The sequence below is a fragment of the Curtobacterium sp. KBS0715 genome, assembly GCF_005938005.2.
GTDB lineage: Bacteria > Actinomycetota > Actinomycetes > Actinomycetales > Microbacteriaceae > Curtobacterium > Curtobacterium flaccumfaciens.
In genome coordinates this window covers 373,515-395,872 of record NZ_VCCA02000001.1, presented here as the reverse complement: position 1 = coordinate 395,872, position 22,358 = coordinate 373,515, and the positions used below count along the sequence as shown (strand labels likewise).

General features: G+C 68.7%; 20 protein-coding genes. All 20 read left to right on the top strand.

Annotation, left to right across the window (positions count from 1 at the left end):
• Window positions 1-113: 113 nt before the first annotated feature.
• Window positions 114-1,781, top strand: coding sequence for a GspE/PulE family protein (locus FFG40_RS01955; protein ID WP_111234628.1), 1,668 nt, complete (start codon window positions 114-116; stop codon window positions 1,779-1,781).
• Window positions 1,782-1,801: 20 nt separating this feature from the next.
• Window positions 1,802-3,400: a type IV pilus twitching motility protein PilT gene (locus tag FFG40_RS01950; RefSeq protein WP_313900815.1), complete on the top strand. Its 1,599-nt coding sequence runs from the start codon at window positions 1,802-1,804 to the stop codon at window positions 3,398-3,400.
• Window positions 3,400-4,632, top strand: a complete 1,233-nt coding sequence (locus FFG40_RS01945; protein WP_138802062.1) for a type II secretion system F family protein — start codon at window positions 3,400-3,402, stop codon at window positions 4,630-4,632. Before FFG40_RS01950 ends, FFG40_RS01945 begins: the two co-directional genes overlap by 1 nt.
• 184 nt (window positions 4,633-4,816) lie before the next feature.
• On the top strand, window positions 4,817-5,284 hold the full coding sequence (locus tag FFG40_RS01940) for a type II secretion system protein (protein WP_138802061.1): 468 nt from the start codon (window positions 4,817-4,819) through the stop codon (window positions 5,282-5,284).
• A 74-nt stretch (window positions 5,285-5,358) separates the two neighbouring features.
• Window positions 5,359-6,696, top strand: coding sequence for a prepilin-type N-terminal cleavage/methylation domain-containing protein (locus FFG40_RS01935; protein WP_138802060.1), 1,338 nt, complete (start codon window positions 5,359-5,361; stop codon window positions 6,694-6,696).
• Window positions 6,696-7,358 carry a type II secretion system protein J gene (locus FFG40_RS01930; protein WP_138802059.1) on the top strand — a complete coding sequence of 221 codons (663 nt, stop codon included), beginning with the start codon at window positions 6,696-6,698 and terminating at the stop codon, window positions 7,356-7,358. The genes FFG40_RS01935 and FFG40_RS01930 overlap by 1 nt, the downstream gene beginning before the upstream one ends.
• Window positions 7,355-9,250 carry a hypothetical protein gene (locus FFG40_RS01925; RefSeq protein WP_143882740.1) on the top strand — a complete coding sequence of 632 codons (1,896 nt, stop codon included), beginning with the start codon at window positions 7,355-7,357 and terminating at the stop codon, window positions 9,248-9,250. Before FFG40_RS01930 ends, FFG40_RS01925 begins: the two co-directional genes overlap by 4 nt.
• 20 nt (window positions 9,251-9,270) lie before the next feature.
• Window positions 9,271-10,110, top strand: a complete 840-nt coding sequence (locus FFG40_RS01920) for an A24 family peptidase (protein WP_138802057.1) — start codon at window positions 9,271-9,273, stop codon at window positions 10,108-10,110.
• 59 nt (window positions 10,111-10,169) lie between these two features.
• Window positions 10,170-11,222 (top strand): type IV pilus assembly protein PilM, encoded by a 1,053-nt coding sequence (gene pilM / locus FFG40_RS01915; protein ID WP_111123209.1) that lies wholly within the window; start codon window positions 10,170-10,172, stop codon window positions 11,220-11,222.
• Window positions 11,219-11,995 (top strand): hypothetical protein, encoded by a 777-nt coding sequence (locus FFG40_RS01910; RefSeq protein ID WP_111123210.1) that lies wholly within the window; start codon window positions 11,219-11,221, stop codon window positions 11,993-11,995. The genes pilM and FFG40_RS01910 overlap by 4 nt, the downstream gene beginning before the upstream one ends.
• Before the next feature lies 1 nt (window position 11,996).
• Complete coding sequence (locus FFG40_RS01905) at window positions 11,997-12,689, top strand: hypothetical protein (RefSeq protein ID WP_138802056.1); 693 nt, start codon at window positions 11,997-11,999, stop codon at window positions 12,687-12,689.
• 226 nt (window positions 12,690-12,915) lie between these two features.
• Window positions 12,916-13,446: a hypothetical protein gene (locus tag FFG40_RS01900; RefSeq protein WP_138802055.1), complete on the top strand. Its 531-nt coding sequence runs from the start codon at window positions 12,916-12,918 to the stop codon at window positions 13,444-13,446.
• A 27-nt stretch (window positions 13,447-13,473) separates the two neighbouring features.
• On the top strand, window positions 13,474-13,986 hold the full coding sequence (locus tag FFG40_RS01895; RefSeq protein WP_138802054.1) for a DUF6121 family protein: 513 nt from the start codon (window positions 13,474-13,476) through the stop codon (window positions 13,984-13,986).
• 37 nt (window positions 13,987-14,023) lie between these two features.
• The gene (locus FFG40_RS01890; protein WP_138802053.1) at window positions 14,024-15,196 is read left to right on the top strand and encodes a hypothetical protein; all 1,173 of its coding nucleotides are present in this window, start codon (window positions 14,024-14,026) and stop codon (window positions 15,194-15,196) included.
• Window positions 15,197-15,424: 228 nt separating this feature from the next.
• Window positions 15,425-15,793 carry a 30S ribosomal protein S12 gene (gene rpsL, locus FFG40_RS01885; RefSeq protein WP_017885540.1) on the top strand — a complete coding sequence of 123 codons (369 nt, stop codon included), beginning with the start codon at window positions 15,425-15,427 and terminating at the stop codon, window positions 15,791-15,793.
• A gap of 5 nt (window positions 15,794-15,798) precedes the next feature.
• Entirely contained in the window at window positions 15,799-16,269 is a 471-nt protein-coding gene (gene rpsG / locus FFG40_RS01880) for a 30S ribosomal protein S7 (RefSeq protein WP_017885539.1), read from the top strand.
• Window positions 16,270-16,356: 87 nt separating this feature from the next.
• Window positions 16,357-18,474, top strand: coding sequence for an elongation factor G (gene fusA / locus FFG40_RS01875; protein ID WP_027466735.1), 2,118 nt, complete (start codon window positions 16,357-16,359; stop codon window positions 18,472-18,474).
• Between the two features lie 147 nt (window positions 18,475-18,621).
• A complete protein-coding gene (gene tuf, locus FFG40_RS01870) occupies window positions 18,622-19,809 on the top strand; it encodes an elongation factor Tu (protein ID WP_027466734.1) in 1,188 nt (395 codons plus the stop codon).
• A gap of 172 nt (window positions 19,810-19,981) precedes the next feature.
• Window positions 19,982-20,959 carry a DNA topoisomerase IB gene (locus FFG40_RS01865; RefSeq protein ID WP_027466733.1) on the top strand — a complete coding sequence of 326 codons (978 nt, stop codon included), beginning with the start codon at window positions 19,982-19,984 and terminating at the stop codon, window positions 20,957-20,959.
• Window positions 20,960-21,039: 80 nt separating this feature from the next.
• Window positions 21,040-21,867 (top strand): DarT ssDNA thymidine ADP-ribosyltransferase family protein, encoded by an 828-nt coding sequence (locus tag FFG40_RS01860; protein ID WP_138802052.1) that lies wholly within the window; start codon window positions 21,040-21,042, stop codon window positions 21,865-21,867.
• The last annotated feature ends 491 nt before the right edge of the window (window positions 21,868-22,358 follow it).

Below are 22,358 nucleotides of genomic sequence, written 5' to 3'. Positions count from 1 at the left end.
TGGGACTGCGGTCGGCGAGGGCCCCAGAAGTAGCGTGGTCGGGCGCCACATCCCTGGTGGCGCATCACCCGACGACGTCTCGCCGTGCGCGAGTCCAAGGAGGCACGGGACTCATGGCGACCCTGTCCGAGATCCTCATCCTGAACGGCGCCCTGCCGATCGAGCACCTCGATGCGATGACGGGTGACGAGGACCTCGACGAGCGCGCCATCCGCGGCCTGGTCGACCAGGGCGTCGTGAGCGAGGCCCAGTTCATCACCGCCCGGGCCGCGTCGAACAACTCCCGCACCGTCCCGCTGAGCGACTACCCCGTCGACGGCACCGCGGTGTCGATCCTGCCGGCCGCCCTGTGCCGTCGCCACGGAGTGCTCGGTGTCGGGTTCGAGGGCGACCTGCTCATCCTCGCGATGGTGAACCCGACGAACGTGCTCGCCATCGACGACGCCCGGACGGCGTCCGGCCGGGCGATCAAGCCGCTGCAGGTCGAGGAGCGCGACCTCGTCGCTGCCCTCGACCGGTACCTGCGCGCCGACGACGAGCTGAACGACCTGACGTCGTCGCTCGAAGAAGAAGCGTCGACGACCTCGAAGGCGCAGGTCGACATCGCCGACGGAGCCCTCGACGACGTCCCGATCGTCCGCTTCGTGAACCTGCTCGTGTCGCAGGCCATCCAGGACCACGCGTCCGACATCCACATCGAGCCCGGCGAGCACGAGGTCCGGATCCGGTACCGCATCGACGGCGTGCTGCACGAGATGGCGCCGGCGCCGAAGAACATCCAGAACGGCGTGATCAGCCGCCTGAAGATCATGAGCGACATCGACATCGCCGAGCGTCGCAAGCCGCAGGACGGCCGCATGTCCGTGCGGCACGGCGGCCGGCAGATCGACCTCCGCGTCGCGACGCTGCCCACCGTGTGGGGCGAGAAGGTCGTCATGCGGATCCTCGACAACACGAACACCTCGCTGACCCTCAAGGACCTCAACCTCCTCGAGCAGAACTTCCAGGCGTACCAGCGGTCCTACTCGAAGCCGTACGGCATGATCCTGGTCACGGGTCCCACCGGTTCGGGCAAGTCGACGACGCTGTACACGACCCTCAACGCCGTGGCGAAGCCCGAGATCAACGTCATCACGGTGGAGGACCCGGTCGAGTACCGGATGGCCGGCATCAACCAGGTGCAGGTCAACCCGAAGGCCGGCCTGACGTTCGCGTCCGCGCTCCGCTCGATCCTCCGGTCCGACCCCGATGTCGTGCTCCTCGGCGAGATCCGCGACCACGAGACCGCGCAGATCGCGATCGAGGCGTCGCTCACCGGGCACCTCGTGCTCTCGACCCTGCACACCAACGACGCGCCGTCGGCCGTGACCCGCCTGACCGAGATGGACATCGAGCCGTTCCTGGTCGGGTCCGCCCTCGACTCCGTCGTCGCCCAGCGACTCGCCCGCCGACTGTGCGACCGGTGCAAGGCGCCCGCCGTGTACGAGATCGAGCAGCTCCAGGCACTCGGGTTCCTGGCCCCCGGCGACGAGATGCCCGCGTTCTTCGCCCCGGTCGGCTGCGCGGTGTGCTCGAACACCGGGTACCGCGGCCGCATCGCCCTGCACGAGGTCATGACCGTGACCGAGGAGATCGAGCGGCTCGCCGTCGGTCGCGCCTCGAGCGCGGAGATCAGCCGCGTCGCCCAGCAGCAGGGCATGCTCACGCTCCGCCAGGACGGCTTCGAGAAGGTCAAGCTCGGCATGACGAGCGTCGACGAGATCCTGCGCGTCGTCGCGTGACCGGGGAACAGGACGAGCAGATGACCGACTCCGTGTACGACATCACCATGCCCGGCGACGAGCCCGTCGCCGGATGGCACCCCGGCACCCCCGGCGCCGAGGTCGGCTCCCGCCGTGCCGCGCGTCTGGCCGCGGCGGCTGCCGCCCCGCCCGAGCAGGTCTACGACCTGACGGACGACTCGGCGGTGTGGCCCGCGCCCACCGGCACGCCGGTGGCCAGCCCGGTTGCCGGGCCCGTGGGTGGTCCGGTCGCTGCGCCCGTGGCACAGTCCGCCACCGCTCCGGCGACGCCGCCCGCCGCGGTGCCGTCCTCGACCGCCATCTACGGGTACGCCGAGCCCGCGACCCAGCAGCTGCCGGCCATCGCCTACAGCGGCGCCCACCACGCCGCACCGGCGGCACCCGCTCCGGTTCCCGCCCCCGCCGCGGCGTCGGCCGGTGACATCGACTTCGCCCGGCACGCGCGTGAGGTCGCCGACCCCGACCTCATCACCGCACTGGCACAGGTCGTCTACCAGGGGGCCTCCGACCTGCACGTCACGGCCGACGCCCCGCCCACCGTCCGCGTCGACGGCTCGCTCCGGCCGGCCGTGCCCGGAGGCGCATGGTCGCGTGGCAAGGTCATCGCGGCACTCAAGACGCTGCTGTCCGTCGAACAGGCCGGGCAGTTCGACCACGACCAGGAACTCGACTTCGCGTACTCGCTGTCGCCGGAGTACCGCTTCCGCGTGAACTACTACCAGCAGCGCGGCAACTGGGGTGCGGCGTTCCGCATCATCCCCACCAGGATCAAGACGCTCAAGCAGCTCGGCATCCCCGCGCACGTCGGTGACTTCGCCGGCCTGCCCCGTGGCCTGGTCCTCGTCACCGGCCCGACCGGCTCGGGCAAGTCGACCACCCTCGCCGCGCTCATCGACCTGGTCAACGAGAGCCGTGCCGACCACATCGTGACGGTCGAGGACCCGATCGAGTTCATGCACGACCACAAGCGGTCGATCATCAACCAGCGCGAGGTCGGCGCCGACACCCACTCCTTCGCCTCGGCGCTCAAGCACGTGCTACGGCAGGACCCCGACGTCATCCTGATCGGTGAGCTCCGCGACCTCGAGACCATCTCCGTCGCGCTCACCGCCGCCGAGACCGGCCACCTGGTGTTCGCCACCCTGCACACGCAGAGCGCACCCGGCACGATCGACCGCGTCATCGACGTCTTCCCGCCGCACCAGCAGGGGCAGATCCGCACCCAGCTCGCGGCCACCCTGCAGGGCGTCGTCTGCCAGACCCTCGTCCCGAAGGCCAACGGCGTCGGTCGGGTCGTCGCGACCGAGATCATGACGATCACCCCGGCCATCGGCAACCTCATCCGCGAGGGCAAGACGTACCAGATCACCTCCGCCATGCAGGCCGGCCGTGACCTCGGCATGCACACCATGGACCAGGACCTCGCCGAACTGGTCAACGTCGGCACCATCTCGCGCAAGGCCGCGATGGAGAAGGTGCACGACGAAGAGGGCTTCGACCGGCTCGTCCAGCGCGTCGAGTCCCCGTCCGACTCCTCGGCCGCCGCGATCGCCGCCAGCGGCATCGACTTCGGCGACAAGTTCTCCGGAGGCTACTGATGTCACTCGCGTTCGACTACCGCGGGCGTGACGGCGCCGGCAAGCTCGTCAAGGGCCGCCTCGACGCCGCGTCCGAAGGGGCCGTCGTCCAGCGCCTCCGGGGGATGGGCGTCTCACCGATCGCCATCACCGAGGCGAAGGCCGGCACCGGGCTGCAGACCGAGATCAAGATCCCCGGGTTCGAGAAGGGCGTCGGGCTCAAGGACCTCGCGATCATGTCGCGGCAGGCCTCGACGATGCTCACCTCGGGGCTCTCGCTCCTGCGGACCCTGACGATCCTGTCCGACCAGACCGAGAACAAGAAGCTCAAGGACATCCTCGGCAAGGTCCGCGACGACGTCGAGCGCGGTGTCTCGTTCTCCGACGCCGTCGCGAAGTACCCGGTCGACTTCCCGCCGATCATGATCAACATGATCCGCGCGGGGGAGACCGGCGGCTTCCTCGACCAGGCCATGGACTCCATCGCGACGAACTTCGAGAAGGAGCACAAGCTCCGCTCGACGATCAAGTCGGCGATGACCTACCCGGTGGTCGTGCTCGTGATGTCACTGGTGGCGGTCGCCATCATGCTCATCTTCATCGTCCCGATCTTCCAGGACATGTTCTCGTCGCTCGGCGGAACGCTCCCGCTGCCGACGCAGATCCTCGTCTCCCTCTCGCACGCCATGCGGTACGTCGCGGTCCCGCTCGCGATCGTCGTCGTGCTGGCGTGGCTCTGGTGGCGGGCGAACAAGAACACCGAACGCGTCCGGGCGTTCATCGATCCGATCACCTTGAAACTGCCGGTCTTCGGCCCGCTGCAGAAGAAGATCGTCATTGCTCGGTTCGCGCGCAACTTCTCGAACATGATCGGCGCGGGTGTTCCCATTCTGCAGGCATTGCGGATCGTCGGGGAAGTGTCGAACAACTTCGTCGTGAAGCGTGCGCTCGACAATGTCGCCGAGGCCGTGCGGAAAGGCGAATCCATCGCGGTTCCGCTCGCCGCACAATCTGTTTTCCCGCCGATGGTGACGCAAATGGTCGCGGTCGGTGAAGACGCCGGTTCCCTCGAGATCATGCTCGAGAAGATCGCGGTGTTCTACGACGCCGAAGTCGAGGCGACCACCGACGCCCTGACCTCGCTGATCGAGCCGCTGCTCATCGCGTTCCTGGGGGTGGTGGTGGGCGGGATGATCATCGCGCTCTACATGCCGATCTTCCAGATCACCAACGTCGTGCAGAACGCTTCCTAGTCATTCCACCCCCATGCGGGGGCATTGTCGATATCGACCCTCCCCCGCACTGGGGGTGTTTTGCGCCCAGCATGGCCCCCGTTCTCGGGATTGGCCGCTCGATGCGTCCCCAATACGCTGATCTGCGGCGGCCGAGCAAGCCCCGAACCCATTTCCCCGACATTCCCCGCAGAATGGAAAAACCATGTACTTCGCTCTCATGGGCAAGCTCGACGCTCGCCGCAAGGGTCTTCTGAAGGACGGCGAGAAGGGCTTCACGCTCATCGAGCTCCTCGTCGTCGTCATCATCATCGGCATCCTCGCCGCGATCGCCATCCCGGTGTACATCAGCGTGCAGAACAACGCGAAGAACTCGGCTGTCAAGTCCGACATCTCCAACGCGAAGACCGCCGTCGTGACCGTGGTCACGCAGTCCGACGCCGGGACGCTTCCCGCTTCGATCAGCGCCGCCCAGTTCGCGGCAGACCCGTACAAGGCTGCGGGAAGTACCGCGGGGACGGACACGACGCTCACCTACACGGTGAACGCCGACAAGTCCGCGTTCTGCATCCAGGGCAAGAGCACGGCAACCGGCAAGACCTTCGGCGCGACGGATGCTTCCGGTGTCGCCGAGGGAACTTGCTCTGCGGGCGTGTTCACGAAGGCATCCTGACCAACGGGGCAAAGGGGGCACCAGGGCGAGTTCGCCCTGGTGCCCCCTTGCCCACCACCAGCAGAAGGGACGACATGATCTCGCGCATCGCCGAGCGACTGCGTTCCGCCCGTGAGGCTGACGACGGCTTCACGATCATCGAGGTGATGGTCGCCATGACGATCTTCGCCCTGATCGCCGCCGGCATCGCCGCCGGCATCACCGCTTCTCTCGTGCTCTCGAAGGACACCCGTGCTCGAGAGGTCGCGTCGACGATCGCGATGGAGGACATCGACGGCCTCCGCGACCTCCCCAGCATCTTCGACATCAAGAGCGGTACCGATTCGCCGAAGGTCGGTAACCAGACGTTCGCCCTCACGCGCAAGGTGTCGTGGACCCGGTCCTCGGGAAGCGCGACGGCCTGCGGCACCGGCGAAGGCGTGCTGTCCTACAAAGCCGTCACCGTCACGGTCAGCTGGAAGACGAGTGCATCGTCGTCCGGCTCGCAGCAGGTCACCATGTCGAGCGCCATCGCTCCGTTGACGAACATCAACTCGGACAGCACGGGTTCGATCCTGATCGGGGTCACGAACGCGAACGGCGTCGGGGTGTCCGGGATCATCCCGACCGTCACCGGCCCGGACGGGGTCACCATGCCCGCAACCGACGCCGAGGGGTGCACCTACGTCTCCGGAGTCGCTCCCGGCACCTACTCGGTGAAGATCGCTCGGAGCGGCTACGTCGACTCGAACCAGCAGGTCAGCCCGTCATCGCAGACGATCACCGTCGCTGCGGGCGCCTCCGGGGCTGCGGCGTTCAGCTTCGACGTGGCAGCGAAGTACACGTTCACGTACACGTCCACGCCGGACGTGGGCGCGATGCTCCCCTCCAACATGCCGACGACGCTCATCAACCCGACCTCCGGCACCACCCAACTGACGAACACCGCCAGCTCGGCGTCGCTGTTCCCGTACGGGAGCTACCGGGTGGTCGCCGGGTCGTACGTCGTCGACGCGTCGGGTACCTCGTCGTCGACCTGTCTCAGCCCGGAGCCGGGGTCCTGGACGACCCCGAATGCGAAGTCGAAGGTCGGGACACCCTCGGAGCCCCTGAACAACAAGGCGACGATCACCGTGCAGATGGGGGCGGTCAAGCTCTCGGGTCTGACGGCGGGCAAGTTCCTGACCGCGAAGACGACGACGCCCGTGAACGGCGACCCGGGCTGCGCCGCAGGGATGACCCTGCAGTTCCCGAAGCTCGCAGCGGGCACTGCGTCGATCGCGTTGCCGTGGGGGACGTGGAAGCTCTACTCCGGGGACACGGCCGGATCCACCACGAACGCCCTCGCCCTCACGAACGAGAACGCCGCGATGGTCACGAACGGCGCCGTCCGGAGCGGTGCCGTGATGGTCGATCCCAGGCCGGTCAGCTGATGCGGGCGATCATCCGTCGTCTCCACTCGGAGCAACGGGGCATCACGCTCGTCGAGCTCCTCGTGGCGATGCTCGTCACGTCACTGCTGCTCACGTTGGTCGGGAGCTTCTTCGTCTCGATGATCAAGGCCCAGCGGACGGTCTCGTCGGTCAACGACAGCACGCGGCAGGGCACGACCTCCATGACGCAGGTGAGCCGGTACCTGCGCGAAGCGTCCCGCGTGCAGTTGACGAAGACGACGAACCTGGCGGCGTTCGAGAGCGCGACGGCCACGAGCATGCGGTTCTACTCCGGCGTCGACCTCTCCACGTCCCGGGCCGGGCTCACCAAGGTCACGATCGACACACAGGGCACGAAGCTCCGCATGCAGCTCCAGCGCGGCGACTGCCCGGCGAACGGGTACTGCACGTTCACCGGCACGACGAAGACCATCGTGCTGGCCGACGTCATCCGGACGAGCGCCGGCACCAGCCCGCTGTTCAGCTACCGGAACGCCGCCGGTGGCGTCGTCACCCCGACAGCCGCAACCCTCGACTCGATCCGATCGGTCGACGTGGCCCTCACGGTCGGATCCGTGACGGGGACGACCGCGAACGACACCACCTTCCAAGCGAACATCAACCTGCGCAACCTCGACTACGGCGCAGCGACGGAGTCATGATGCTCATCCGACTTGTCCGTGCCCTCCGCAGCCGTGACGACGAACGTGGCGTGGCGCTCGCCGCGGTCATCGGCCTCGGCGCGGTGCTCATGATCGTGCTCTCGCTGGTGGTCGCGACCGCGACGAGCGGCGCGACGAAGGCGTCGAACGACGACGACTACAACAAGGCGATGGCCGCGGCGTACGCCGGCCTGTCGGACTACCAGGGACGTCTCGCGGCGGACAACGCGTACGTGAGGTACGGGGTGCGGACCCCGTTCTCGGGCGAGAGCACGTACTCCACCGACACCGCGAACAAGGCCTTCGGGACGACCGTGGGCGGGACCTGGGCGCCGGTCGTGGGGAGCACCGACCAGTTCTACCGGTACGAGGTCGACAACTCCGCCTACGCGAACACCGGCAAGGTCCGTCTCCGTGTCACCGGCAAGGCGGACGACGCGACCCGGACGCTCGTCGTCGACCTGCGCGGTGACGGCTTCGTGAACTACCTCTGGTTCACGAACTACGAGTCGCAGGACCCCGGCCTCACCGGTGAGACCACCACGACGACGAGTGGCGCTGCGACGACGACGCGGTGCACCTCGGCGCACCGCAACGACAGCAACTGGAACTACTACACCAGCTGCGACGCGGTGCAGTTCGGAGCGGGTGACACGCTCGACGGCCCCGTCCGGACGAACGACGTCATCACCGCCTGCGGTGCGACGTTCAACCAGGCCGTGTACGACACCGGAGCAGCCGACTTCTTCTACACGAGCAAGGAGACGAAGGTCGACTCGTCGTGCCGGACCTCGACGAAGTTCAACGGCGGTCTGATCCAGAACAGGGGCACCCTCCCGATGCCGAGCACGAACGCGAACATGAAGCAGGAGGCACGGACGGACATCCCCGACAAGGTCGCGAAGCCCGGCTGCATCTACACCGGGCCGACGTCGATCACCTTCCTGTCCGGCGGCAAGATGCGCGTCGTCTCACCGTGGACGAAGAAGACCCAGCTCTCCGGCGCCGCGAACGGCACGATCACCAGCGGCAGCACGAACGACGCACTCTGTGGATCGGTCTCGGCGCTGACCGGTGCGGGAGCGGTCATCCCGACCCTGCCGTCGAACCTGGTCTTCGTGCAGACGGTCCCGAGCGCCAGCGGAGACCCCAACTACTGGGCGCCCAACACGACACCGCCCCCGGGCGGGACCGTGAACGGGACCGTGAACGCCGGTTCGCCGGTCTACTGCCAGCAGAACGTGAAGGACGCCAGCGGCAAGACCACCTCTGACTACGGGAACGGACTCGGCTACCCGAACAGCAACGAGTTCACCGGCAGCCTCGGTGACTCCGGGTACTACGGATGCCGGAACGGCGACGTCTTCGTGTCGGGTTCGTTCGGAGGGCAGATGACCCTGGCCGCCGAGAACTTCGTCTACGTGACCGGGAGCATCGTCTACCAGAACGGGCGTGGCTCGGACGACATGCTCGGCCTCGTGGGGCAGCGAGCAGTGTCCGTCCACAACCCCATCTCGTGCTCCTCCGGGACGAGCAGCACGTGCTCCACTTCGTCGGGTTCGTCCGCCAACCTCGCCCCGACCCGGAACATCGAGATCGATGCCGCCATCGCGAGCAACCTCGGCACCTTCAACGTGCAGAACAGCGCGTTCGGGTCGAACCTCGGGATCCTGACGATCTACGGTTCGATCGCGCAGCAGTTCCGCGGCTCGGTGCGGACCTCGTACGGTTCGTACCTCACCGGCTACGCGAAGGCGTACGCGTACGACACCAGACTGAAGACCTCGGCCCCGCCGAAGTTCCTGCAGCCCGTGTCGACGACGTACGGCGTGACGACCGAGACCGAGTCGGCCACGGCGTTCCGCGCCGACGGCTCCCCGACGGGGAAGTGACCGTGTCTTCCCTCGCCGCTGTGACGCCCCTCGTCGCCGTGCTGGTCGGTGTGCTCGGCCTCGCGATCGGGTCGTTCCTGAACGTCGTCGTCCACCGGGTGCCCGCGGGCACGTCCGTCGTCGTGCCGGCCAGCTCCTGCCCCGGGTGCGGCCACGAGATCCGTCGCCGCGACAACGTGCCCGTGGTCTCCTGGCTCGTCCTGCGTGCACGGTGTCGCGACTGTGGCGCGCCCATCTCGGCCCGGTACCCGCTCGTCGAAGCCGCCACGGGCCTCCTCTTCGTCGCGGTGACCCTGCTCTCGGTACTCGCATCGTGGTCGACGTTGGCGGCACCGGACGGCGTCCCCGGAACGATCCGCGCTGCGATCCTGCTCGTCGCACTCCTGTACCTGATGGCGATCAGCATCTCGTTGACGCTCATCGACCTCGACACCCACACGTTGCCGAACCGGATCGTGCTGCCGGCCTACATCGTGCTGCCCGTGCTCCTGCTGGCGGCGTCGGCGGTGTCCGGCGACTGGGGTGCCGCGCTCCGGGGGCTCATCGGCCTGGTCGTCCTCGGTGGCACCTACCTCGCGCTCGCGCTGGCCGTGCCCGGCGGGATGGGGCTCGGGGACGTCAAGCTCGCCGGCGTGCTCGGCCTCGTGCTCGCGTACCTCGGATGGGGACCCCTCGCAGTGGGTTCTTTCGCGGCGTTCCTGCTCGGAGGTACCTTCGCAGTCGTCCTCCTGGTCGTGCGCCGGGCGGGCCGTCGCAGCGGGATCCCGTTCGGCCCCTGGATGCTCGCGGGTGCCTGGCTCGGCATCGCCGTCGGTGCCCCCGCCTGGGACGGCTACCTGCGCCTCCTCGGACTCGCCTGACGCCTCGTCGCGCGCTGACCCACCAGACCGACCCGAAGACGGTCACGGAAGGACCACCCATGTCGAAGAGCATCGTGGGCGTCGACATCGGCGCCGCCGCGATCCGTGCTGTCGAGGTCCAGGACGCCGACAAGCCGAGGCCGACGATCCTGCGGTTCGCCGAGGTCCCCGTGCCCCCGGGCGCGACGAAGCAGGGGGAGGTGCTCGAGCCGAACACCGTCGCGGGCGCGCTCCGACAGCTCTGGTCGCTGGGGCGCTTCCGTTCGAAGGACGTCGTGCTCGGCATGGGCAACCAGCGAGTGCTGTCGCGCGACCTGACGGTCCCGAAGGCCCCCATCGCGCAGATCCGCGAATCGTTGCCCTTCCAGGTGCAGGACATGCTCCCGGTGCCCGTGGGAGACGCCATCCTCGACTTCTACCCGACGAGCGAGGAGACGGGCGAGAACGGCCCCACCGTGAGCGGTCTCCTCGTCGCCGCGGTGAAGGACGCCGTGCTCGCCAACATCCGCGCGGTGCAGAACGCGGGCCTCAAGCCGGTCGGCGTCGACCTCATCCCGTTCGCCCTGGCACGCGTGCTGGCGCCGGCGAACCGGTCGGGCACGGTCGCCATCGTCGAGTGCGGCGGCAACACGACGACCGTCGTCATCGTCACCGACGGCGTCCCGAAGTTCGTCCGCATCGTGCCGACCGGTGGTGACGACATCACGCGGCTCCTCGCCGGTCGGTTGACGATCGACGAGGGAGCGGCCGAAGCCGTCAAGCGCCACCTCGGCATGGATCCGGAGCGTGCGCGGACGGGCGACGACGCACTCGCGGTGGCGGCGGTCCGCGAGACGATGGGCGAACTGCTCTCCAGCCTCCGCAACACCGTCAACTACTTCGTCAACACACACCCCGCCGAACCCGTCGGCGAGATCCTGCTCTGCGGTGGTGCAGCTGCGTTGCCCGGCTTCGCCGCAGCGCTCTCGGAGTTCACCCGGACGCCCGTCCGGTTCGGGGCACCGTTCGCCAACGTCGCGCTCGCGAAGTCCATCCGGGTCGAAGACCTGCACGCACACGGGGCATCGATCGCGGTCGCATGGGGACTCGCCGCGGGAGGGAAGGCAGCATGAGCCAGACGACCAGGTCGAAGCCCTCGCGTGCTGGACGGAGCCGCCGCCGTGGAGCGGCGCCCGACCCCGCCCTGCGTGTCGCCGCCGAGACTGCCGAGCGCGTCAAGCGCCAGCGTCGCACCGCCCCCAACGAGATCGTCGTCGGGGGCCGCCCCAGCGTCGACCTCCTGCCCACCGAGGTCCTCGCCGACCGACGCAGTCGCCGTGTCGTCCGTCGGATGTGGGCCGGCGTCGTCCTCGTGGCGATCGTGGTCGGGATCGCGACCGCCGGCGCCAGCCTCCTGTCCAGCCAGGCCCACGACGACCTGACCCACGCGCAGGAGGAGACCCTGTCGCTCCTGCAGCAGCAGGCGAACTACCGCGAGGTCCGGGACACGGAAGCCGGTACCGCGCTGCGTGAAGCCGCGCAGTCGGTCGGTGGGGCCACGGAGATCGCCTGGCAGCCGTACCTCGCTTCGCTGAAGGCGTCGCTCCCCGCGGGCGTCGAGATCACCGGCGTCGCGATCGACTCCGCCACGCCGCTGGAGACCTACGCGCAGGCCGACACCCCGCTCCAGGGGCAGCGTGTCGCGACCCTGACCATCGACGCGCAGAGTCCGACGCTGCCGTCCGTCCCGTCGTGGCTCGATGCCGTCAAGGGGCTCAAGGGCTTCGTCGACGCGACCGCGAACTCGGTCACGCTCGACCCGACGACCGGTACCTACACCGTGAACATGACGATCCACGTCGACCAGGCCGCCTTCGACGGCAAGTACCAGGACAAGGGCGAGTGAGATGACCCGCAACCGACTCAACATGCTCCTCGCCGTCGTGGCGATGGTCGTGGTGGCGCTCGCGGGGTTCTTCCTCGGTGTGCAGCCACATCTCGCACAGGCCGCGAGCGACCGCACCGACCAGGTGACGGTGGACGCGACGAACCGGACGACGGCGGCGGAGCTCGCACGGCTCAAGGAACGGGCAGAGTCCCTCCCGAAGCTCAAGGCGGAGCTCGCCGCGCTCACCGCCTCGGTGCCCTCGAGCGCGAGCATGTCGTCCTTCTACGGCGCGGTCGACAGCGTGGCCGCGAAGGCGGGCGTGAAGGTGTCGGCGATCACGACCTCGGACGCTATTGCATACACCGCACCCGCCGCCGCGACCGACGCGGCGGCCGAAGCCACCGATGGCGCGACCGCCGAACCGACCACCGGTGCGACCGACGAAGCGACGGCACCGCTGACCGATCCCGCGATCTCGGCCGCCAACTTCTCGGCCATCCCCGTCTCGGTGTCGGTCGACGGGTCGTTCGACCAGGCCCTGTCGTTCGTCGGGGGCATGCAGGACGGCGCTCGGCTCTTCCTCGTCACCACGGTGTCCTCCTCCGTCTCGCAGGACTCGACCGACCCCGCCGCGGCGGCTGCGACGACGTGGACGTTCGGTGGCTACGTGTACGTCCTGACCGCCGGGTCGGACACCGCCGCGAAGGGTTGAACCCGCCCCACAGACCGGGGTCGGCAACGCCACGCCGACCCCACTTCCGCGACACCCGTCGTTGTGATTACGATGCACCTGACGCCGTGATCGCGGCTGTTCATCCCCGCTCGAACGGTCGGCTCGAACCGGCCGTTCCTCGTCGTGCCCGGAGTCGCGCGTGTTGGTCGGAATCGTGGAATTCCTGGGTTGGTTTGGTGCCGTAACCGTTCTAGCCGGTTACATCTTGTTCTCCACCGGCAAGATCTCGAACGGTCCGCTCTACCAGCTGTTCAACCTGGTCGGCGGCCTCGCGGTGGCGATCAACGTCGCCGCGCACCACGCCGTCCCCTCGACGATCGTCAACGGGATCTGGGCGATCGTCGCCGTCGTGGTCCTGGTGAAGATGGGCCGAGCGCGTCGCGCGGCGAAGCGCGACGGATCCGTGTCCACCGAGCCGCCGGTCCTGCACGCCGAACCGGCCGCGACCACCGGGGTCCTGCCGGTCATCGGCCCGGCGCTGCGTGACCACGAGCCGGAGGGCACCGTCGAGGCGGACGCCGCCACGGGCCTCCAGTCCGACGACCCGACGGACGCGACGATGCCGGATGCCGCACCCGCCGCAGTGCCGGAGGCGCCCGCCCCCATGACGGAGACCGTCCCGATCATCACGGCGACGATCGCGCTCGCCCTGGTCGCCGCCGCGCAGGAGCAGTCCGACCGGGCGGACCGTCGCGAGCACGCCGACGACACGGGCCACGCCGAACCCGCTCGCTGACCAGCCGGACGGCGATACGATCGGCGTATGTCCCGGTGGTTGATCGCGACGATGACGTCCGTCCTCTTCATCGCGCTCGTGATCGCCGTCACGGGCTTCGAAGCCCTGCTCGCCGACGTCGAGGTCATCTCGCAGCCCGACGCCACCCCGTTCCTCGGGCCCGCGATGGTGGTCGGCGCCGCGGTGGTGGTCTTCCTCGCGACCGTGGCGGGTGCGCGGGACGGCAACCCCGGCGTGACGGCCCTGGTGGCCGCGGCGACGGTCTACCTGGTCATGCTCGGCGTCGGGGCCGTGGGCTACACGCTCGTCCGCTCGGACGCGACGGAGCTCCTCGTCTTCCCCGCGGGGTACGCCCTCGGGCCGTTCGTGGTCGGGTCCGTCGTGGTGGCGCTCCTGTCGGTGCTCGGCGGGATCACGACGGCCCGACACCAGGCGCGGACCGCAGGCGGCTCGGGCGCTGCCGCGACGCGTCCGGACGGGCCTGTCGCGCGCTCCGGGCACGACCGGACGAACGCGGGCGAGGAACCCGCCGGACGGTAGTGTTCGCAGGGCACGACGCACACGCAACGGGGGAACGATGAGCGACCAGCACGCGCAGGATCCGGACCAGCAGGGCGGCTGGGGCGCCGTCCCGCCGGTGGACTCGATCCGTGGCACCGACGGAACGTCCGCTGCAGGAGCCCCCGGATTCCCCGGGATGCCCGGACCGGTGCCGCAGCGTCCTCGCCGGAAGCTCCGCCGTGGTCAGCTCATCGGCATCGTCTCGGGCGGCACCGCGGTCGTCCTGCTGCTCGTCGCCGGGGTCGTCGGGTACTCGATCGGTTCCTCCTCCCACTCTGCTGACCGTCCGGTGCGGGCGTTCCTCGACGACCTGACGGCCGGACGCGTGGCCGACGCCCTCGACGACGCGGGCATCGATCCCGAGAAGACCGACGTGCTTCTCGGCGAAGCCGCCTACGCGAAGGCATCGGACAAGGTCACCGGCTACCGCGTCGCCGCGACGCGGACAGCGGGCGACACCGCGACGGTCCGCGCGTACCTGCGTCAGGGCGGGCAGGACGTCGCCGCGACCTTCACGCTGGACAAGACCGGGACGGACTGGGGCGTGTTCCCGATCTGGGAGCTGCAGGCCCCCGAGCTCGGCTCGGTCGACGTCGCCGTGCGGGGGCCGTCCGGCGCAGCGGTCACCGTCGCCGGCAGCAAGGTGAAGACCGCGAAGGACGGCACCGTGAGCCTCCGCGCGCTGCCCGGGACCTACGACGTCGCCTTCGACGGCGGCAAGTGGACCACGGCCAGTGGGGGATCGGCGAGCGTCAGCGGGTTCGGGCGGTCGACCTCGACCCCGGTGCAGATGACCACGACCCTGACCACCGCCGGGCAGCAGGCCGCCAAGCGAGCGGTGGACGACTGGGTGGACGGCTGCATCGCATCCACCGACGCCGCCCCCGCCGGGTGCAGCTTCTACGCGTACGGGCAGAACCCCGCGTACACGTACTCGAACCAGAAGTGGACACTCGAGACGCGGCCCACCGTCCGGGTCGGCAGCTGGACGACGAACGGCTGGCTGATCACGACGACGGCGCCCGGCCGGGCGAAGTACACGGCCGACATCTCGGGTGCTGCCGGCACCGGAACGGCGTCCGCGGGGCCGCTCAACGTGAACGCGAGCGGGTACGTCACCGGCTTCTCGAGCGACGGAGCCACGTTCCGCTCGGCGGTGGGCAACGGGTCCTCCGACACCGGCTCATGACGGTGTCGGTTCCCGGGGTGACCCGGATTGATTTCGTCCCGTTACGCGGGTAGTCTCTACCGGGTGTGCGCCCTCGGGCGCGCCCGAAAAGTCCGGCGAGCGGGATCGCCCAGCCGGACCACTCCGTCCCCCACTCGAACACCCGCCGTCCGGCGGTGCTCAGCGTGGGACGAGGAAGCCGGCGGAACGCGCCGGCCAGAGAGCACGAGCGAAGAACCAGGAGAACAGTTGCCTACTATTCAGCAGCTGGTTCGCAAGGGTCGTACGCCGAAGGTCACCAAGACCAAGGCGCCCGCCCTGAAGGCGAACCCCCAGCAGCGTGGTGTGTGCACCCGCGTCTACACCACCACCCCCAAGAAGCCGAACTCGGCACTGCGCAAGGTCGCTCGTGTCAAGCTCTCGAACGGCACTGAGGTCACGGCCTACATCCCCGGTGAGGGCCACAACCTCCAGGAGCACTCGATGGTGCTCGTCCGTGGCGGTCGTGTGAAGGACCTCCCGGGTGTGCGGTACAAGATCATCCGTGGCGCCCTGGACACCCAGGCAGTCAAGAACCGTAAGCAGGCTCGTAGCCGCTACGGCGCGAAGAAGGGTTGAGTTAGATGCCTCGTAAGGGTCCCGCCCCCAAGCGTCCCGTCGTCGCCGACCCGGTCTACGGTGCGCCGATCGTCAGCCAGCTCGTCAACAAGATCCTGCTCGACGGCAAGAAGGGCCTCGCCGAGCGCATCGTCTACGGTGCACTCGAGGGCGTTTCCGCCAAGAACCAGCAGGACGCCGTCGTGACGCTGAAGAAGGCGCTCGACAACGTCCGTCCGACCCTCGAGGTCCGCAGCCGCCGCGTCGGTGGCTCGACCTACCAGGTCCCGGTCGAGGTCAAGCCGCACCGCGCGAACACCCTCGCGCTCCGTTGGCTCACCTCGTACGCCAAGGCCCGTCGCGAGAAGACGATGACCGAGCGTCTCATGAACGAGATCCTCGACGCGTCGAACGGTCTCGGTGCCGCGGTCAAGCGCCGCGAGGACACGCACAAGATGGCCGAGTCGAACAAGGCCTTCGCCCACTACCGCTGGTAGTCCCGGCACCGTCCGGACGCCGGTGGTCAAGAACCCCGGCGCCCGGACGGCCGCCAACCTCTCCTACAACTCTTCCGGAGGAACCCTGTGGCACAGGACGTGCTCACCGACCTGAACAAGGTCCGCAACATCGGCATCATGGCGCACATCGATGCCGGCAAGACCACGACGACCGAGCGCATCCTGTTCTACACGGGCATCACGCACAAGATCGGTGAGGTCCACGACGGCGCTGCCACGATGGACTGGATGGCGCAGGAGCAGGAGCGCGGCATCACGATCACGTCGGCCGCGACGACCTGCTTCTGGGACAACAACCAGATCAACATCATCGACACCCCCGGTCACGTGGACTTCACGGTCGAGGTGGAGCGCTCGCTCCGCGTCCTCGACGGTGCGGTCGCCGTCTTCGACGGCAAGGAGGGCGTCGAGCCCCAGTCCGAGACCGTCTGGCGTCAGGCCGACAAGTACGACGTCCCGCGCATCTGCTTCGTCAACAAGATGGACAAGCTGGGCGCCGACTTCTACTACACCGTCGACACCATCGTGAACCGCCTCGGTGCGGAGCCCCTCGTGCTCCAGCTGCCGATCGGTTCCGAGAGCTCGTTCGAAGGCGTCGTCGACCTCGTCCAGATGCGTGCACTCACCTGGCGCGGCGACGCCAAGGGTGACGTCGCGATGGGCGCGAAGTACGAGATCGAAGAGATCCCGGCTGACCTGCAGGACCGTGCCGCCGAGTACCGCGAGAAGCTCATCGAGCGCGTGGCCGAGGCGGACGACGTCCTCATGGAGCGCTACCTCGAGGGCGACACCGACTTCTCGGTCGCCGAGATCAAGGCAGCCATCCGTGCCCTCACGGTGAGCAGCACGCTCTACCCGGTCCTCTGCGGTTCCGCGTTCAAGAACCGTGGTGTCCAGCCGATGCTCGACGCCGTCATCGACTACCTCCCGTCCCCGCTCGACGTGCCGCCGATGATCGGCCACGACGTCAAGGACGAGGAGAAGGAGATCATCCGCAAGCCCGACGCGTCCGAGCCGTTCTCGGCCCTCGCGTTCAAGGTCGCGGTGCACCCGTTCTTCGGTCGTCTGACCTACGTGCGCGTCTACTCCGGCTCGATCGAGTCCGGTGCCCAGGTCATCAACTCGACCAAGGGCAAGAAGGAGCGCATCGGCAAGATCTTCCAGATGCACTCCAACAAGGAGAACCCGGTCGCCAACGTGACCGCTGGCCACATCTACGCGGTCATCGGCCTGAAGGACACCACCACCGGTGACACCCTGTGCGACCCGACCAACCAGGTCGTCCTCGAGTCGATGACGTTCCCGGAGCCGGTCATCGAGGTCGCCATCGAGCCGAACACGAAGGCTGACCAGGAGAAGCTCTCCACGGCCATCCAGAAGCTCGCCGAAGAGGACCCGACGTTCCGCGTCGAGCTCAACGCCGAGACCGGTCAGACGACGATCAAGGGCATGGGCGAGCTCCACCTCGACATCCTCGTCGACCGCATGAAGCGTGAGTTCCACGTCGAGGCGAGCGTCGGCAAGCCCCAGGTGGCCTACCGCGAGACGCTCACCAAGATCGTCGAGCGCTACGACTACACCCACAAGAAGCAGACCGGTGGTTCCGGCCAGTTCGCGAAGGTGCAGATCGCGCTCGAGCCGATGGAGGTCACGAGCGAGAAGGTCTACGAGTTCGTCAACGCGACCTCCGGTGGCCGTGTCCCGCGCGAGTACATCCCGTCGGTCGACGCCGGTATCCAGGACGCCATGCAGGTCGGCATCCTGGCGGGCTACCCGACGGTCGGCGTGAAGGCCATCCTCAAGGACGGCGCGGCGCACGACGTCGACTCGTCCGAGATGGCGTTCAAGATCGCCGGCTCGATCGCCTACAAGGAAGCGGCTCGCAAGGCCGGTCCGGCGATCCTCGAGCCGATCATGGCCGTCGAGGTCCGTACTCCTGAGGAGTACATGGGCGACGTCATCGGTGACCTGAACTCCCGTCGTGGCCAGATCGCCTCGATGGAGGACGCCTCGGGCGTCAAGGTGGTCCGCGCGAGCGTGCCGCTGTCCGAGATGTTCGGCTACGTCGGCGACCTGCGGTCGAAGACCTCTGGTCGTGCGGTCTACTCGATGACCTTCGAGACCTACAGCCAGGTCCCGGCCAAGGTCGCCGAGGAGATCATCGCGAAGAACGCGGGGGAGTAGCGCTCAGCGCTTCTCCACAGGCGGGGGCGCCCGGCGACGGGCCCCTCGCCACCAAGTAAAGTACAGACACACACCGCGCACCAACGGTTCCGAGCCCATCCAGGGCCGGCCGGGGGTGACGCTCCCGAGTCCTGAGGAGGACCCACAGTGGCCAAGGCCAAGTTCGAGCGCACCAAGCCGCACGTCAACATCGGAACCATCGGTCACGTCGACCACGGCAAGACCACGCTCACGGCGGCGATCACCAAGGTTCTGCACGACCAGTACCCGGACCTCAACGAGGCCCGCGACTTCGCGCAGATCGACAACGCTCCCGAGGAGCGCCAGCGCGGCATCACGATCAACATCTCGCACGTCGAGTACCAGACCGAGAAGCGTCACTACGCGCACGTCGACGCCCCCGGTCACGCCGACTACGTGAAGAACATGATCACGGGTGCGGCACAGATGGACGGCGCGATCCTCGTGGTCGCCGCCACCGACGGCCCGATGCCCCAGACGCGTGAGCACGTGCTGCTCGCCCGCCAGGTCGGCGTCCCCTACATCGTCGTCGCACTGAACAAGTCCGACATGGTGGACGACGAGGAGATCCTGGAGCTCGTCGAGCTCGAGGTCCGTGAGCTCCTCGGCTCGCAGCAGTTCGACGAGGACGCCCCCGTCGTGCAGGTCTCGGCGCTCAAGGCGCTCGAGGGCGACGAGAAGTGGGTCAAGTCGGTCCAGGACCTCATGGCCCAGGTCGACGAGCACGTGCCGGACCCGGTGCGCGCCACCGACCAGCCGTTCCTGATGCCGATCGAGGACGTCTTCACGATCACCGGTCGTGGCACGGTCGTCACCGGTCGCGTCGAGCGTGGCACGCTCAACCTGAACGCCGAGGTCGAGATCGTCGGCATCCGCGCGACGCAGAAGACCACCGTCACGGGCATCGAGATGTTCCGCAAGCTGCTCGACCAGGCGGTCGCCGGTGACAACACCGGTCTGCTCATCCGTGGCCTCAAGCGCGAGGACGTGGAGCGCGGCCAGGTCGTCGTGAAGCCGGGTTCGGTCACGCCGCACACCGAGTTCCAGGCGAACGCGTACATCCTGACCAAGGACGAGGGTGGGCGTCACAACCCGTTCTACGCGAACTACCGCCCGCAGTTCTACTTCCGCACCACGGACGTCACTGGCGTCATCACGCTGCCCGAGGGCACCGAGATGGTCATGCCCGGTGACACCGTCGCCATGACGGTCGAGCTGATCCAGCCGATCGCCATGGAAGAGGGCCTCCGTTTCGCCATCCGTGAGGGTGGTCGTACGGTCGGTGCCGGTACGGTCGAGAAGATCATCAAGTAACTCCGGTTCCTTGCGACAGCGGGGTCGGGCCTTCGGGCCCGGCCCCGCTTCGTCGTGTTCGGCCCCTGGCGCGCGTACAGGGCGCCGGACAGGAGGACCGGGGCGGGGCCCGCCACGGTCCTCCAGACCGCCCCGTGACCCGTCACAGGCGTCACGGAGTTGGCTCGACGTCGTGACACGCCTCCGCAGATCCGCGACCTCTGGTCGCGGCTACCACCGCGTCCGTTCCGGACGCGGTTTCTCGTTCCGCGACCCCGACGGCAACACCGTGACGGACCCGGACGAGCGCCGTCGGCTCGAGGAGTTCGTGATCCCGCCGGCGTGGGACGACGTCTGGATCTCGCCGTACGAGAACGGCCACATCCTGGCGACGGGCACGGACGGCGCGGGACGTCGCCAGTACATGTACCACCCGTCCTGGCGCGAACGGATGGACCGGATCAAGTACGACCGTGCGCTGGCACTGGCCGAGTCGTTGCCGGTCGCCCGCCGCGGCGTCACGCAGGACCTCCGTCGCCCCGAGCCGGACCGCCGCCGTGCGCTGGCCGCAGCGTTCCGGATGCTCGACCAGGGGTCCCTCCGGGTCGGGTCCGAGCGGTACGCCACCGAGCACGGCAGTCGGGGCCTGTCCACGCTGCTCTGCGCGCACGCGCACGTGTCGGGCGACGACATCGAGCTCGACTTCCCCGGCAAGAGCGGGCAGGAGTGGTCGTCGTCGATCCACGACCACGACCTGGCGCGGGTGATCGCCGGCATGAAGCGTCGCGGGCCCAACGCGCGGTTGCTCTCGTTCCGCGAGCGCCGTGGGGCGGAGTGGGAGCCGCTCTCCGCCGAGGACATCAACGCCTACGTGAAGGAACGTGCGGGCGACGAGTTCACCGCGAAGGACTTCCGGACGTTGCACGGGACGGTCGCGGCCGCGGTCGACCTGGCGAAGACCGGACCGCAGTCGTCCCAGGCGAAGCGGAAGAAGGCCGTCTCGCACGCGGTGAAGGCCGCCAGCGACGAGCTCGGCAACACCCCGACGGTGTGCCGACAGAGCTACATCGACCCCCGGTTGCTCGACGCGTACGACCACGGGGAGACCATCGACCCGAACCGCCTGGCGTCCGCCGAGGCCGAGGTCCGGGCACTGCTCTACCGACAATGACCCGGGGGCCGTCCGGATGACGTAGCGTTGGTCGACGTGCCGGACCACCCCCACACGGCACGGAAGGACCCACAACAGTCGTGACCGACGAGTGCATCCACGGATTCCCCACCGAGCTCTGCGACATCTGCGCACCCCGGCAGCGCGAGGCGTCGGAGATTCCAGCCACCCCGGCCCCCCGCCGGACCCGCATCACCACCAATCTGCGCGTCGACCCGCCGGCCTCCGGCCCCGGGACGTCGCTCCGGTCGCCGACGTCGCTCCGCTCGTCGTCCGCCGACCTGCCCGAGGCACGTGAGTTCGCAGCGCTCCGCGCCCACCACGTCACCCACATCGACAACCTCGACGGCATCGTCGGTGCCGGCGCGATCCTGGCGTCCGACCAGGCCGAGCCGGTCGTGGACGTCAGTTCCGCCGAGACCCGCGCCGCCCGTGCCGAGGCCGAGGCGCCCGACGGCTCCTCGATCGCCGGCCACGTGCCGTTCACGCTGTCGCCGGACGCCACCCGCTGGGACGAGCTCCGCACGGGCGCCGAGGGCGAGCGCTGGTCGGACGCCGCCCGCCGTACCCGGGCGATCGACTACGTCGTGCTCGTCGTGCCGGTCTCGGCGTTCGGTGCCTCGGTGATCGTCGCCGACCAGGACGCCGACGCCGACGACGTCCGGTTCGCCGTCGGCCCGGACGCCGGCACGAACCTGATCCGCCGCACCGACTTCACGGACCCGGAGATGCACGGCCTCGAGCTGCTCGCCGGTCCGAGTGTCCCGTTCACGTCGGTCGCGGTCATCGGCGTGCCGAACGACAAGGCCCGGCAGACCGTCCGCGCCGTGCTCGCCGACCACGGTGGACACGCTCCGCGAGTGGCCGTCTTCCCGCCGTGGTTCGTGCCCCCGGTGACCGCCGAGTGACGGTCTCCTGACCCGTCTCGACGCACCCTCCGGACCCCGTCCGGAGGGTGCGTCGCGTTGCGGGGCCGAGCCGGGCCTCCAGGCCGTCCGATCCGCGTGGATCCGGGGAACCGAGCCGGCGGGACACGCCCGGCAATTCGCGACACGCCCGGGTTGCACGTGGGGCGGGGCTATGCGAGACTTGTCCGGTTCCGAATTCCCCGTGGGTGTACGCCCACAGGATCACTGCTCTGGCAGTGCACAACCCCCTTGTTCAGCAGGGCTGGGTTGGGCCGCAGGCAGCAGAACACGACTCCCCGAGATGTGACGGACGCGGTGTACCACTGCTGCGCCCGGAGCGCGAGGCAGTCGATTGCCCACGCTGGACGGCCACGGTCGCCCGCGAGGTTGACAGGTGAACAGCGGTCATCCCCAGTGGATGCGGCCGGTTGGTTCAGGAAAACAGCACGGTCCGCAGGAATGCGGAACCGAGCGGCGTCAGGCGGCCAGAG

Bases quoted from the DNA above. Each gene is read 5' to 3' on its own strand.
- FFG40_RS01940 (WP_138802061.1), top strand. From the start codon at position 4,817: ATGTACTTCGCTCTCATGGGCAAGCTCGACGCTCGCCGCAAGGGTCTT.
- FFG40_RS01895 (WP_138802054.1), top strand. From the start codon at position 13,474: ATGTCCCGGTGGTTGATCGCGACGATGACGTCCGTCCTCTTCATCGCG.
- FFG40_RS01935 (WP_138802060.1), top strand. From the start codon at position 5,359: ATGATCTCGCGCATCGCCGAGCGACTGCGTTCCGCCCGTGAGGCTGAC.
- FFG40_RS01955 (WP_111234628.1), top strand. From the start codon at position 114: ATGGCGACCCTGTCCGAGATCCTCATCCTGAACGGCGCCCTGCCGATC.
- FFG40_RS01930 (WP_138802059.1), top strand. From the start codon at position 6,696: ATGCGGGCGATCATCCGTCGTCTCCACTCGGAGCAACGGGGCATCACG.
- FFG40_RS01945 (WP_138802062.1), top strand. From the start codon at position 3,400: ATGTCACTCGCGTTCGACTACCGCGGGCGTGACGGCGCCGGCAAGCTC.
- rpsG (WP_017885539.1), top strand. From the start codon at position 15,799: ATGCCTCGTAAGGGTCCCGCCCCCAAGCGTCCCGTCGTCGCCGACCCG.
- pilM (WP_111123209.1), top strand. From the start codon at position 10,170: ATGTCGAAGAGCATCGTGGGCGTCGACATCGGCGCCGCCGCGATCCGT.
- FFG40_RS01950 (WP_313900815.1), top strand. From the start codon at position 1,802: ATGACCGACTCCGTGTACGACATCACCATGCCCGGCGACGAGCCCGTC.
- FFG40_RS01890 (WP_138802053.1), top strand. From the start codon at position 14,024: ATGAGCGACCAGCACGCGCAGGATCCGGACCAGCAGGGCGGCTGGGGC.
- FFG40_RS01910 (WP_111123210.1), top strand. From the start codon at position 11,219: ATGAGCCAGACGACCAGGTCGAAGCCCTCGCGTGCTGGACGGAGCCGC.
- FFG40_RS01905 (WP_138802056.1), top strand. From the start codon at position 11,997: ATGACCCGCAACCGACTCAACATGCTCCTCGCCGTCGTGGCGATGGTC.
- FFG40_RS01925 (WP_143882740.1), top strand. From the start codon at position 7,355: ATGATGCTCATCCGACTTGTCCGTGCCCTCCGCAGCCGTGACGACGAA.